The sequence below is a fragment of the Streptomyces sp. NPDC048411 genome (assembly GCF_040704695.1).
Classification (GTDB): Bacteria; Actinomycetota; Actinomycetes; order Streptomycetales; family Streptomycetaceae; genus Streptomyces.
Genome location: NZ_JBEZKL010000178.1, coordinates 1 through 12262 on the forward strand (window position 1 = coordinate 1; position 12262 = coordinate 12262).

At 70.2% G+C, this 12262-nt stretch carries 14 protein-coding genes and 4 pseudogenes; 6 read left to right on the top strand and 12 right to left on the bottom strand.

Annotated elements, in window-relative coordinates; translation table 11 throughout:
- Positions 1–110 (bottom strand): annotated as a pseudogene (locus AB0915_RS35350) (IS6 family transposase); the annotation flags it as partial.
- 186 nt (positions 111–296) lie between these two features.
- Entirely contained in the window at positions 297–626 is a 330-nt protein-coding gene (locus tag AB0915_RS35355) for a hypothetical protein (protein ID WP_366694972.1), read from the bottom strand.
- A 167-nt stretch (positions 627–793) separates the two neighbouring features.
- Between AB0915_RS35355 and AB0915_RS35360 the strand changes: the two genes are divergently transcribed.
- Together AB0915_RS35360 and AB0915_RS35365 are read left to right on the top strand one after the other, a co-directional pair.
- A complete protein-coding gene (locus tag AB0915_RS35360; RefSeq protein ID WP_366694973.1) occupies positions 794–1642 on the top strand; it encodes an alpha/beta hydrolase in 849 nt (282 codons plus the stop codon).
- A 31-nt stretch (positions 1643–1673) separates the two neighbouring features.
- Entirely contained in the window at positions 1674–2522 is an 849-nt protein-coding gene (locus AB0915_RS35365; RefSeq protein WP_366694974.1) for an alpha/beta hydrolase, read from the top strand.
- 216 nt (positions 2523–2738) lie between these two features.
- Here the strand turns inward: AB0915_RS35365 and AB0915_RS35370 are convergent, their stop codons facing one another.
- The 3 genes from AB0915_RS35370 to AB0915_RS35380 form a co-directional block, all read right to left on the bottom strand.
- Positions 2739–2924 (bottom strand): CGNR zinc finger domain-containing protein, encoded by a 186-nt coding sequence (locus AB0915_RS35370; RefSeq protein WP_366694975.1) that lies wholly within the window; start codon positions 2922–2924, stop codon positions 2739–2741.
- An 11-nt stretch (positions 2925–2935) separates the two neighbouring features.
- Complete coding sequence (locus tag AB0915_RS35375) at positions 2936–3475, bottom strand: ABATE domain-containing protein (protein ID WP_366694976.1); 540 nt, start codon at positions 3473–3475, stop codon at positions 2936–2938.
- 196 nt (positions 3476–3671) lie between these two features.
- Positions 3672–4391 (bottom strand): hypothetical protein, encoded by a 720-nt coding sequence (locus tag AB0915_RS35380; protein ID WP_366694977.1) that lies wholly within the window; start codon positions 4389–4391, stop codon positions 3672–3674.
- Between the two features lie 302 nt (positions 4392–4693).
- Here AB0915_RS35380 and AB0915_RS35385 point away from each other — a divergent pair, with 302 nt between their 5' ends.
- A complete protein-coding gene (locus tag AB0915_RS35385; RefSeq protein ID WP_366694978.1) occupies positions 4694–5266 on the top strand; it encodes a TetR family transcriptional regulator C-terminal domain-containing protein in 573 nt (190 codons plus the stop codon).
- A gap of 265 nt (positions 5267–5531) precedes the next feature.
- Here the strand turns inward: AB0915_RS35385 and AB0915_RS35390 are convergent.
- A pseudogene (locus AB0915_RS35390) lies at positions 5532–5813 on the bottom strand (ISKra4 family transposase); the annotation flags it as partial.
- 213 nt (positions 5814–6026) lie between these two features.
- Positions 6027–7181, bottom strand: a pseudogene (locus tag AB0915_RS35395) (IS110 family transposase); the annotation flags it as partial.
- A gap of 364 nt (positions 7182–7545) precedes the next feature.
- Here AB0915_RS35395 and AB0915_RS35400 point away from each other — a divergent pair.
- A complete protein-coding gene (locus tag AB0915_RS35400; RefSeq protein WP_366694979.1) occupies positions 7546–7851 on the top strand; it encodes a hypothetical protein in 306 nt (101 codons plus the stop codon).
- On the opposite strand, the gene AB0915_RS35405 is transcribed toward AB0915_RS35400, so the two are convergent.
- Entirely contained in the window at positions 7848–8393 is a 546-nt protein-coding gene (locus AB0915_RS35405; protein WP_366694980.1) for a YbfB/YjiJ family MFS transporter, read from the bottom strand. The two genes, AB0915_RS35400 and AB0915_RS35405, sit on opposite strands and share 4 nt — an antisense overlap.
- Positions 8394–8454: 61 nt before the next feature.
- Positions 8455–8745: a muconolactone Delta-isomerase family protein gene (locus AB0915_RS35410; protein WP_366694985.1), complete on the bottom strand. Its 291-nt coding sequence runs from the start codon at positions 8743–8745 to the stop codon at positions 8455–8457.
- Positions 8746–8905: 160 nt separating this feature from the next.
- Here AB0915_RS35410 and AB0915_RS35415 point away from each other — a divergent pair, with 160 nt between their 5' ends.
- Positions 8906–9838: a LysR family transcriptional regulator gene (locus AB0915_RS35415; RefSeq protein WP_366694981.1), complete on the top strand. Its 933-nt coding sequence runs from the start codon at positions 8906–8908 to the stop codon at positions 9836–9838.
- Positions 9839–9845: 7 nt separating this feature from the next.
- Here the strand turns inward: AB0915_RS35415 and AB0915_RS35420 are convergent, their stop codons facing one another.
- The 3 genes from AB0915_RS35420 to AB0915_RS35430 all read right to left on the bottom strand — a co-directional run bounded on the left by AB0915_RS35420 (position 9846) and on the right by AB0915_RS35430 (position 12088).
- Positions 9846–10238, bottom strand: a complete 393-nt coding sequence (locus AB0915_RS35420; RefSeq protein WP_366694982.1) for a nuclear transport factor 2 family protein — start codon at positions 10236–10238, stop codon at positions 9846–9848.
- A gap of 28 nt (positions 10239–10266) precedes the next feature.
- Positions 10267–10980, bottom strand: a complete 714-nt coding sequence (locus AB0915_RS35425; protein ID WP_366694983.1) for an SDR family oxidoreductase — start codon at positions 10978–10980, stop codon at positions 10267–10269.
- A 205-nt stretch (positions 10981–11185) separates the two neighbouring features.
- Positions 11186–12088, bottom strand: a complete 903-nt coding sequence (locus AB0915_RS35430) for an SDR family NAD(P)-dependent oxidoreductase (protein ID WP_366694984.1) — start codon at positions 12086–12088, stop codon at positions 11186–11188.
- Between the two features lie 55 nt (positions 12089–12143).
- Between AB0915_RS35430 and AB0915_RS35435 the strand changes: the two are divergent.
- Positions 12144–12262: pseudogene (locus tag AB0915_RS35435) on the top strand (IS6 family transposase); the annotation flags it as partial.

Sequence of the window (12262 nt, forward strand, 5' to 3'; positions counted from 1 at the left end):
TCCTCGACCTCGCGGAAGCTGAGGGGGAAGCGGTGGTAGAGCCACACGCAGTGGGAGATGACCTCGACCGGGTACCGGTGCCCCTTGTACGACGGTGACACGGCGCCCACGGACAACCCCCTCCAGCATGATCAACCCGAAGATCATCCCACCCCGCCAGCCAGCGTGACAGCGCCCGCCGGGGTGATCGCCGCCTGCCGCCGGGCCGGAGCCCACTTCTCCATCACCACCGGCATGAACCCCTCCATCAAACGTGCCGTCCACGCCATCCCGGACAGGGCCTGGCAGCAGATCAGTTACCCCACCGCCGTGCCCAGCAGCGCCAGCGTCAGGGCCAGGAGCGGGAACGGCGCGGGCACCGCTCCTGGCACCGGCCCGGACAGCGTCGCGGCAACAGTGCCGGCGACGGCCGCGAAGACCGTCATCACGGTGAACCGGTGGCGCATACGCCGGAGCACCGAGAGTCCCATCAGGTTCTGGGCCAGGGCGAAACCGGAGAGCGTGACGCCGAAGGCGACGTAGAAAGCCGCGAGTCCCCGGCTGTCGTAGTGGGGCAGCGGCACGGCGTCCGTCACCTTCACCGTCTTCTCCGCGCCGTGAGCGTAGGCGGAGACAAGGCCTTCCACGGCGTTCGTCGTCGACGGCCCGTTGGCGCTGGCGACCTCGATGAGTGCAGTTTGACAAAACTAAGACGACCGGTCATATTAAAAATCAGCTCCGGGTCGCCTGTCACCCGGAACCACTTCGCGGCCCGGTTGAACACCGGACCCGGCATTCTTGAAGGAGAATTGCCATGGTCAAGAAGACGGTTCTGCGTCATCCCCGCACGTCGGCCGTCGCCCTGGGCGCGGTCGTGGGAGCCGCGGCGCTCGCGCTGACGCTCACGGCCCCGGCCGGAGCTGCCAAGGCCGAGGAGCAGACGCCGAAGCGGAAGCCCACCGTCGTGCTGGTGCATGGCGCGTTCGTGGACGGCTCCACCTGGAACGGCGTGATCGAGCGCCTGCAGCGCGACGGCTATCCGGTGGTCGCCGCGGCCAACCCCCTGCGCGGGCTGGCGAACGACGCGGACGCCCTCCGTAGCCTCCTCGGCAGCATCGACGGGCCGATTGTGCTCGCCAGCCACTCCTACGGCGGCTCCGTGATCAGCGAGGCAGCCGCGGGCAACCCGCAAGTCAGGGCTCTCGTCTACATCGCGGCCTTCGCCCTCGAGAAGGGCGAGAGCGTGACGGAGCTGAACAGCAGGTTCCCGGGAGCCGACCTGGGCTCCGCCCTCAACCCCGTTCCGTTCGCGCTCCCCGGCGGCGGCACCGGTATCGATCTGTACATCAAGCCGGACAAGTTCCACGACGTGTTCGCTGCCGATGTGCCGACGTCGCTCACCAACCTGGCAGCCGCGGCGCAGCGCCCGGTGGCGGCCTCGGTCTTCGATGACGAGCCCAGCGAGGCCGCCTGGACCACGATCCCTTCCTGGGACCTGATCACCACCGAGGACAAGGCCATCACGCCGGAAGCGCAGCGTTTCATGGCCGAGCGCGCCCACGCGCACACCGTTGAGGTCAAGGCCTCGCACGCGGTGACGGCCTCGCAGCCCGACGTGGTCACCCGCCTTATCGAGCAGGCTGCCCGCAGCACCGCCCGCTGACGGCTCCTGGCCACAACCTACGGAGGCTGAAATGACAACGTACTCAGCAGCGCGGACGCAGACGGTGAGTGCTGCCAATGGCATCGAATACGCCTACCGCAGCGTCGGATCGGATGCCGAGGCGCTGCCCCTGGTACTGCTGCAGCATTTCCGCGGCAATCTGGACAACTGGGACCCGGCACTGATCGACGCGTTGGCGGAGGAGCGCCGTGTGATCACGTTCGACAACACGGGTGTCGGTGCCAGTACCGGGCGCACCCCGAACACGGTCGCCGCCATGGCCGACGACGCCATCGAGTTCATCGACGCGCTGGGTCTGGACAAGGTGGACCTGCTCGGCTTCTCCCTCGGCAGCTTTGTCGCCCAAGACATCGTCCTGCACCGCCCGGACTTGGTCAACCGGGTCGTGCTGGCCTCCTCGGCGCCGCAGGGCGCTTCGGGAATTCACGGCTGGCGTCCGGACGTCATCGAGGCGGTCGGCGGCCGGGAGCCGTCGCCGGAAGGCTATGTGCGGGTCTTCTTCGGCAGCAGCCCCGAAGGGCTCGCGGCGGGACAGGCCGCCGCCGGCCGTATCTTCGGCCTGCGCACCGAGGGACCGGACGAGCCCACGACCTGGCAGACCCGCCTGGCCCAGTACGACGCGGTGACCCGGTGGGGCATCCCCGACCACGCCAAGCTCGAGCGGCTGCAGGGCATTACGCAGCCGGTGTTCGTGGCCAACGGCGACAGCGACCCGATGATCCCGCCCCGCTACTCGCACCTCCTGGCCGGCCTGCTGCCGGACGCGCAGCTCAAGATCTACCCGGATGCCGCCCACGGATTCCTGTTCCGGCACCACAAGGAATTTGCCGCCGACGTCAACGCCTTCCTCCGCGGCTGACAGACAAGATCCGTCCCGGCAACACCCGTCCCGGTCGACTTCCCTCTCCGCACGCGCCGTTGGTACGGGGAGGGACCGGCCGTGATACGAACCGCCGCGCTTGTTCACGGCCTTCATGACAGCGCCCGTCCGGGGCCGCACCACGCGGTCTCCGGGCGGGCGTACGTCGTTGCGCGAGCCGGCGTCGAGACGCCGCCTTGCATCACGCAGGGCGTTTCAGCCTGTGTGAGCGGACCGACGGCGTGCGCGATACGCGCGCAGATTGGCGGCGTTGCCGCATACCTTCACGTCGTGCCACACCCCGCTGTTGTTTCGGGAGCGGTCGTAGAACGCCACCGCGCAGCGCGGGTTGCGGCAGGTCTTGAGCCGGTTCCAGGAGCCGTCCTGCTGCGCCTTGAACACCTCGATGGCTGTCAGGAGACCACCAGCCGCCAGCTGGATCCGCGGGGGAGGGGCTGGACACGCCCCTGCGTGTCCCAGCGCATGCTCAGGGAGACCGTGGGGAGCGCGACGGAGGCGATGCCGCCGGGCTCGGCCGAGTCACCGTCCGGCGTCGCGATCCCGCGCCGCAGGTCGTCCCGGAAATCACGCAGCCGCTCCAGATCCCCGGGCTCCAGCTCGACGCTCAGGGGAGCCGCCCCAGGCGTGCCCGCCCAGTCGGACAGCGCGCCGTTCAGCCAGTTCTGGGCCGTGGAGGGGTCGGCAAGGAGGTCCTCCTTGCCGACCCCTCCACGGCAATCGTGTTCATCAGCTCCTGCACGAAGGCCAGCCCTCCGGGCGCCGGTTCGATGCCGTAGCGGCCAAGGGCTGACCAGATCACGTCGACTCCCGCAACTTCCCAGAAATATGTCTCCATCACTCACATCTTCGGTAGCTTCCGCAGGCCGTCGCTCTGAGATGGCCCCACCGTCCGGCTCCGGGAGTGTGGACGGAGATGAGATGGTCCAAGGCATGACGATGACGCATGGACATGGTGGCCCGCCTGCCGGCGCGGTAAGGGCGGCCGGCCCGCGCTACTGCTGTTCGGCTCTTACGTACGACTCATCCCCCGACCCTTCGCAAGGGGCGGGGGATGAGCGGTTCGGGCTGTCTTCCGCTTCGGACGCGGGCCTTGTGCCCACGGCCGCGCTGTCGGATGAGTTGCCGAGGTCAGGCGAACGTGACGTTCTCGACGTCGATGGTGACCAGCTCGATGTCACGCACCACCACGCCGTCCTCCCCGAGGGGGTAGACGCGCCGCTTGGTGGGAACCATGATCCCGCCGAAGTCCGCGTAGTCGGAGGCGTAGTGCGCGGCCGGCCCCGCGTTGATGACCTCCGCGGTGTAGTCCTGCCTGCGCAGCAGTCCGTCGCTGCTGAAGTAGAAGAGCTGCTCCTGGCTGTGTGTGGCGACATCGTCGGGGAAGGTGACCTTGAGGCGGCTCCACTCCTCGCCGTTCTCGATGACGGGGGACAGCTCCGCGGTGCGGAAACCGGGGGACGCGAAGGTGAAGGGGGACGTCAGGTACGTCCACATCGCGTAGCCGGCGAAGTAGGCGACATGCAGGTCGTCCCACGGGGTGTTGAGGGTGTGACCGGCGAAAGCGTCACGCGGCGACAGGCGCTCGGACCGCACCTCGCCCTTGTCGGTCTCGATGGCCACCCGCCCAGCGCTGAACGAGGTCCGCAGGCCGGGTTCGCGGAAGGGGTAGTGGCTCGCGTGCTGCCGGCGCAGGTCGACCTGGGCGGCGGCGCGGTCGAAAATCGCTTCCTGGCCCTTGAGCCCCCACAACGCACCTCCGGAGTGGAAGTCGGCGGTGGCCGTCTCGTACTCGTTGTAGCGGTCCAGGCCACCGTGCGCCTTGATGATTTGGGCCGTGAGATCAGTCATGACGACGTCCTCCTGCTTGTGCGCCATCGCCCCTGGTGGCGGGTTGCGCTCAGCTGATGATGACCGGTCGTCTTGAAAATTGCAAGAGGTGCGTCCACGATCCGCCAGCCCCGCAGCTGTCCGGGTGGAATCCGGTCAGGGGGCCTCCATAGAAAGCCGTCAGTGGTAATGTTGAATGCGACCGCCCGTCTTGACCCAGGGAAGCTCCAGAGTCATGAGGATGCGGGCAGTGGAGCCGCATGGGATGGACACGAATGTGCGGCTGTAAAGTGATCGCTCATCTTGTATGAGGAGGTCCAGCGATGCCAAGAGCCAGTCTGCGTGAGAACCTCATCGCTGCGGCGGTCGAGCAGTTCCACACCCGGGGTTACGCCGCGACGGGCGTGAAGGACATCACCGATGCCGCAGGTGCTCCGAAGGGGTCCTTCTACAACCACTTCGAGAGCAAGGAAGCGTTGGCCGTAGTCGCCTTGGAGCGGTACGGCGACACTCGGCGGCTGGAGGCGCTGCGTGACCGTTCGGTCGCGCCGCTGACCCGGTTGCGGGAGCACTTCGAGTTCCTGCGAGACGAGAACATCCAAACCGGATTCAACCGGGGCTGCCTCGTGGGCGATCTCGCCGTCGAGGTCGCCGATCACAGCGATGCGGTGCGTGCGACAACGCGCGCAGGCCTGCAGGCCTGGAGCGACGCTCTCGCCTTCGCTATCACCGACGCCCAGGAGGCGGGTGACGTGGCCAGGACCCTGGAGGCCTCCACCTTGGCGCGTTTCGTGCTCAACGCCTGGGAGGGTGCGCTGATCTCGGTGCGGGTGGACCGTTCGGCTCGGGCGTTCGAATCGTTCCTCACGGTCGTCTTCGGTGTGCTGCTGCGGTGAGTTCCAGGCCTGCGTCTGCCCTGCGCTCTGCGTCGTCACCTGTTTGGCAGGTGACGTTCGAAGTGGGAAAATCGACAGTGTCGAACCGCCACGCTGCCGCTCGGCCCGCCGGCTGACCGAAGGCGCGCGCGGCACGGCAGTTCGTCGCGTCCCCGGCATTCGTGGGCACCCCCGCGGCCCTCTCCGCCCATGCCGCGCTCCGGGCCCTCGGGACCGCGCTGGATGCTATCGAAGAAGGGTGCAGATCCAATGAGGGTTCCGGCGATCACGCCGCTGGTATGAGGGTGTCGCGGTAGCGGGCCTGGTGGTTGCGGGTGAACTCCTGTGTCTCGTGCCAGGCCCAGTAGGTGTCGAGGTCGCCGTTGCTGCGCAGAGCACGGAGTTTCAGGACGGCTTCGGCGCCGGTCAGGCCCCAGCGGGCTCCGGTGATGTCGAGGCGGTCTTTGACCAGGTGGCGGCACGCCCCCTCGATGATCCCGGTGGCGATCGGGAAGCCTTCGGTCAGCGCGGTGTCGTAGCGCAGGTAGGCGGCCTTGTTCTTCAGGTAGCCGACGGCGTCGTCGATGCCCTTGCGTGAGCCGGGCCGCAACCCGGCGTCGTCGGCGGCGGTGCTGATCGAGGCTGCGGCCTGCTCGGAGCCTCCGGTCAGGATGGTGCGGGCGTGTATGGCGACCCATGCCTCGGCCGGGAAGGTACGGGCCGATGCGCTGCGGATGCTGGGATGCGTGCGGATAGCCACGGTCCGGCAGATGGCACAGGTGATCATGTTCACACGTTGCCGGGCCAGGCGGAGGATCGCCTGGGTATGGGTCTTGCCACGTGCCCGCTGCCGGTCGTAGTAGATCCGGGAGGACGGGTCGGACTTGCAGCCGATCGCGGCGAACGCGGCCTGGAACAGGGCGCGTTTGAGGAGCCGGTTGCCGCGGTGGGGTGCGTGCTCGCCGCGGATGGAGGTGCCCGAGGACTTCGTTGCCGGGGCGAGTCCGGCGTAGGAGGCGAGATGTCCGGCGGTGGGGAAGCCGGTGCCGTCACCGATCGCGACGATCACGGCCGCCGTGGTCCTGACGCCCAGGCCGGGCAGAGACGTCAGGAGGTGGAAAAGAGGGAGGGCCTCCAGCAGGGCGGCGATCTCCTGCTCGGCCTGGCGGCGCTGGGTGTGGGCGGCGGCGAGCTGGGCGGCGAGTCCCGGCACGATCAGCGTGGATGCCTCGGTGCCGGGAACGACGAGGGTCTGCTCGGCGAGCGCGTCGAAGTTCTCGGCGGTGAGGTGGTGGGCCTTGCGCGAGCCGTGTGCCTTGAGCAGGGCCTCGCAGGGGGCCCGGCCCAGTTTCCTCAGCCTCGCCGGAGAGCCGTGCCGTTGGAGGAGGGCCTGGACATAGGGGTAGGCCAGACGCGGGCCGAGCACGCGCTCGAGAGAGGGGTGGATCTGGGAGAGCAGGCCGCGCAGCCGGTTGGTGGCGCGGTTGACCTCGCCGGCCAGGTCGTTGTCGTAGCCGGTGAGCATGGTCAGCTCGGCCAGTACCTCGTCGTCGCGGTCCACCGCGCGCAGGGTGTGCGGCATGGTGCGGGCGGTCTCGGCAATCACGAACGCGTCGCGGGCGTCGGTCTTGGCCTCGCCCGGGTGCAGGTCGGCAGCCCGCCGCATCGACAGCCCGGGCAGGTAGGCCACCCGGCAGCCCGCCGCGCGGGCCACCGTCAGCGGCAGCGCGCCGATGTTGGCGACCTGGTCCACGATCACCAGAACGGTGCCGAACTTCGCCACCAGCCTGGTGAACAGCTCCAGCAGTTTCGGCTCGGTGTTGGGCAGCCGCTTGTCGTGCACGGTTCTGCCGTCCTCGGTCCGGCCGTGGGCGTGGTGGAACTCCTTGCCCAGGTCCAGGCCGAGGAAGAGATCTATCGCGGTCGTGTCGACCATGTGCGCGTGCCCCTCGCCACTCGTCTCCTCAACTCCCGGCCGTCCCTGCAGCACCACACGCCGGCAACCACGTTACGCAGACATGCCGCCCGTAAAGCGGCCCGGCATTGCGCCGGACCAGGCGGTCGTCAGGCCCCTCATCAGCGGTCAAGCGGTGCCCCGAAGCCCGGCGGCAACACCCCCCAGGTCATCCGTACGACAGGGGGCACACAGCCATACCGGACCCGGGGGCCAGGCGCCCCATTGCGGGGCCACGGAAAAGGTAACGGGGGTTCGCTCCCGGGGAACACCGCCCTCCCCTCTGCCGGCGTGTCCGCGGGCCACGTCGGCGGCGTCACTCGCACCCGAGACGAGGAGCAGCATCATGTCCGACCCTGCCCACGACGACACGCCGGAACAGCCCAGGCTGCGGCAGGTGACCATAGCGACGGTCACTACAGCGGCCCAGCACGAGGAGTTGATGGACCGGCTGACGGACGTCCTGTGTCCCGATCCCGGCCACGAGGGTCCCTGCCCGGTTCCCTGGGCCATGCGTAGTACCAACGGGGACTCCCTGTCCCGTCGTAAGCGCAAGGCGCTGCTGACGGAGATTAGAGAGACCAACTGGAACCCGGTGGACGAGGAGGAAACCGGTGGGTCCGGAGCCGACTCCGGCTGGCGGCCCGCCTAGTCTTCTGAGAGGCCAGCCGCCGCCCACCAGGTGGCACGCCAGTCCGCGAGGGAGCGCAGCACCAGGACGAGCAGGCCGGAGAGCGCGATGCCGGCGCCGACCCCGCCGAACGCCCAGCCGGTCAGGTGGGACGGTTGGTCGCGGAGCCGGCCGAGGAGCGAGCTGACCGCGATGACGAAGACCAGGGCACTCGCCGCCCCGGCGACCAGGCGCAGCACCGCCCATCCGGTCGTGCTCTGGGTGACGGGCATCGCGGCCAGGCTGACGGCCAGGACGGCCAGGCAGGTGTGCAGGAGCGCGCGGGAGCGGACCAGCGCGGGGGCCAGGATGCCGGCGAGCGCGCCGAGGAGGTAGCCGAGGTAGTTGGCGGTGGCCAGGTCGGCGCCGGAGCCGGCCGGCAGGCCGGCCTGCGCGTGCATCAGCGGGAGGATCGGGGTGTAGACGAACCGGCCCACCCCCATGGCCGCGGCGAGGGCCGCAGCGGCCCGGAGGGCTTGGCCCCGGGGGAGCCGGCAGCGGCCTCCGCCCGTCCGGGCCCACATGGTGAGCGGCGCGGCGCGCCCTTCCCCGCGATTCGCGGGTCCGTGAGGTCCGTCACGGCCGTCACGACCGGGCCGGGTCGTTGGGGTGGGGCTCCAGCGCGGTAGCGGTGAGGGTCATCCACGGGCGCAGCGGAAGGCTGCCGAGGACGTTCTCGTGGAGGTCCGTCTCGTCGGCAGCCCGCCAGACGCCGATGCTGCGCAGTTCGCCTACCGGGCGCCACAGCCGCGCCAGCCGACCGGCGGCGGCCAGTTCGCGGGCGCGCACGGCTTCGGCGGCGCGGCGGCGGTCGACCTCCGCCGCGGGGGTGCCCTCGGGCACGGTGGTGGTGATCTCGACCAGGAACTCGTGCAGGGGTTCCTGCGGGAACTGGCTCATGTCGGGCTCCGTTCAGGGGTGTTCGATGTGTGGGCGGCGTGCGTCGCCCGTCTCTTCGTCGTGTGTGCGCCACCGGGCCGGACGCCACGGCCGGCACGTTCGCTGCTGGTGGGCGCAGCCTCCCGGCGGCCGTAGCATGTGGGGCGTGGAACTGCGCCAACTGCGTTACTTCGTCGCGGTCGCCGAGGAGTTGAACTTCGGCCGGGCCGCCGCGCGCCTGCTGATCGCCGGTCCTTCGCTGTCCCAGCAGATCAAGGCGCTCGAACGCGACCTCGGAGTACGGCTGTTCGACCGCGACCGGCGTTCGGTGGCGCTCACGGCGGCGGGGACCGCGCTGGTCCCGCACGTGCGCGTCCTGCTGGATCAGGCCGACGAGCTCAAGCGCCGGGCCGGGCGGCTGTCCGGTTCGGAGCCGGTGCGGCTGGGCTACGTCAACTGGCTTCCGCCCGACCTGGGCGCCCGCACCTCCGCCGTGGCCCGCGTGCACGTGGACGCGTGGGTCGCACCCTCGCACACCCAGGCGGCCCGGGTGGCCGGCGGCAGTCTGGACGTGGCGGTGTGCTGGGTGCGGGAGGAGGACTTGGAGCGGCTCGGGCTGGTGGCCCGGCTGGCCGGTGCAGACCGGCTGTACGCCGTGTCGGCGGGGCCCGCGACAGGTCCCGTCCGGTCGCGGGACACCGTCGTCCTCCTCGACGACGACGTCACGTCCTGGGAGTCCTGGAACGTCTACGCCGAGGAGCTGGCCCGCGACACGGGTGCCCGCGCGGAGCGTGTCGGTGACGGCGGCGTCACTGGTCCGGCGTTCTTCGACCACGTCCGCCGCATCGGCCGACCGGTCGTCAACAATCCCAAGGGTCAGGGTGCTTCACTGCCGCCCGACCTGGTCCAGCGCCCGGTGGCGGAGGCCCGGCCGTGCTGGACGTGGTCGGTGGTCCGGCGGGCCGACGAGGTCCGCCCGGCCGTGCTCGCCGTGGTCGACACGCTGTGCGAGGGCGTCGACGCGGCAGACCTCGGGCTGCGCGAGGCCGAGGCGTGGTTGCCGGCCGGAGACCCGCACCGGCAGCGCTGAGCTCGCCTCACCGCCCTTCGGCGGTCTCGTGCGGCAGTTGGGAGACCTGGTAGTGCGCGATCGCCCAGCCGTCCGCGGTCCGCTTCACCAGGACCCCGAGGTAGACGCTCAAGGTCGGGCGGTCGGTGAACGAGAAGTCCACGCCCAGGTATCCGAGCATGAGGTCGTCAGCCGGGCGGCCGGTCGTCAGGATCTTGTAGTCAGCCGTCAGGCCCGGGGGCTGCGCGGCGTAGTACGCGGCCACCCCGGGGCGCCCGACGGTGTAGGGGTGCAGGCCCTGGAAGACCGCGTCCTCGGTGAAGAGGGCGGCGACGCGTTCGGGCTCGTGCCGGTCGACGGCGTCCTTCCAGCGGTCGAGCACCTCGCGCAGGACGGCCTGGTCGGCGGTGGTGTCGTTCATGGTCGGTGCCTCCTTCGGAGTCGGTGGGTCAGTGGCCGGCGCTCATGCCGCCGTCGACGTGGAGGATCTCGCCGGTGACGAACGGCGCGTTCTCCAGGTAGAGGACCGCGTCGACGATGTCGTCCACGTCGCCCATCCGGCCCATCGGGTGCAGGGCGTCGAGGAACCGGTGGGTCTGCTCGGGGTGCATGGGGGTGCGGATGGTGCCGGGGGAGACGGCGTTGGCGCGGATGCCGCGGGTCGCGTACTCGATGGCGAGGGACTTGGCGGCGGACTGCAGGCCGCCCTTGGTTAGCGAGGCGAGGGCGGACGGTACGCGGGCGTCGGCGTTGTCGACCAGGCTGGTGGTGATGGTGACGACGTGTCCGCCGCCCTGGGCGAGCATCTGGCCGATGGCGAGCTGGGTGAGCCGGAAGAAGCCGGTGAGGTTGATCCCGGTGACGGCGGCGTAGTCGTCGGCGGTGTAGTCGGTGAAGGGCTTGGCGACGAACACGCCCGCGTTGTTGACCAGGGTGTCGACCCGGCCGAAGCGCTCGACGGCGGCGGTGATGACGCGGTCGGCGGTGACCGGGTCGGCGAGGTCGCCCTGGACGGTGAGGACGCCCGCGTCGTCCGCCGGGGCGATGGTGCGCGAGGTGGCGACGACGTCGTAGCCGAGCTTGCGGTAGCCGTCGACGAGGCCGGCGCCGATGCCCTGCGAGGCACCGGTGACGACGGCGACCTTCCGACGTTCGATGGTCATGCTCATGCCATACCTCCAGGATGCGGTCGAGCGTCAGCTCGGTGGCGGGGTGGGATTCCTCGACCTCGGCACCGGCCGCCGGTCGATGCTTCGACGGTAGGAGGCCGAGGCCGGTGCGGGCAACGCCGAACCGGCCCGGCGCCGGGACCGGTCGCCTCCCTGCTGCGAGGCCCTGCCTCCCACCCCTGATCAGCGCCCCAGCCGGTCAGCCGGACAGCAGCCCGGCCGAGAGCCGCCACAGGCGGGCCGCCTTGTCCGGGTCGACGGCGTAGGAGGCGACGCCCCGGCGCACACCGGGGCGGTGGCGGGCGGCTTCCTGGCAGTCCTCGAAGTAACGGCCCGTGACTGCCTCGACGAGGGGCGAGGCGGCGAGCACTGCGGAGGTGGCCGCACCCTGTTCGGCGTTCTTCCAGGACACGTCCGTGCTGTTCGCCTCGAAGGAGTCGGGAGCGGCTTCCAGGCCGCCGCTCATGTGGCGGGCGAGGCCGGTGCCGGGGATCCGGCCGGGGTTCAGCGCGTTGACGGCGATCCGGTCGGGAGCCCAGCGCCGGGCGGCCTCGACGGCGAAAAGTACATTGGCGGTCTTGGACTGGGCGTACGCGGCCCACGGGTCGTACGGGTGGTGCCGGAAGTGGGGGTCATCGAAGAGGGCTTCGCCGTTGATGTGGCCGACCGAGCTGACCGACACCACCCGGGCACCGCCGGCGGCGGCCAGGGCGGGGCGGAGGCCGGTGGCCAGCGCGAAGTGCCCCAGGTGGTTGGTGGCGAACTGCAGCTCCCAGCCCTGTGGGGTCCGCAGTTCGGGGGTGGCCATGACGCCCGCGTTGTTCACCAGGATGTGCAGCGCGCCCTGCCAGGAGGACACGAACTCCGCGACGGACCGCTGGTCCGCCAGGTCGAGTGCGGCGACCAGGACACCGGGGTTGCCGGTGGTGTCCGTGATCTGCCGGGCAGCGGTGATGCCGGCTCGGGTGTCGCGCACCGCCAGGGTCACCTCGGCACCGCTCGCGGCCAGCGCTCGGGCGGTCTCCAGCCCGATGCCGGAGGCGCCACCGGTGACGACGGCGCGGCGGCCGGTGAGAGCGATGCCGTCCAGGGGCGCTGTCACGTTGGCTGACCGGGTGGGATGATCTTCGGGTTGATCATGCTGGAGGGGGCTGTCCGTGGAGAGCGCGCCGCCGTCGTATAGGGGTCACCGGTATCCGGTTGAGGTGATCTCCCATTGCGTGTGGCTGTACTTCCGATTCCTGCTCAGCTTCCGCGAGGTGGAGGAGCTGATGCT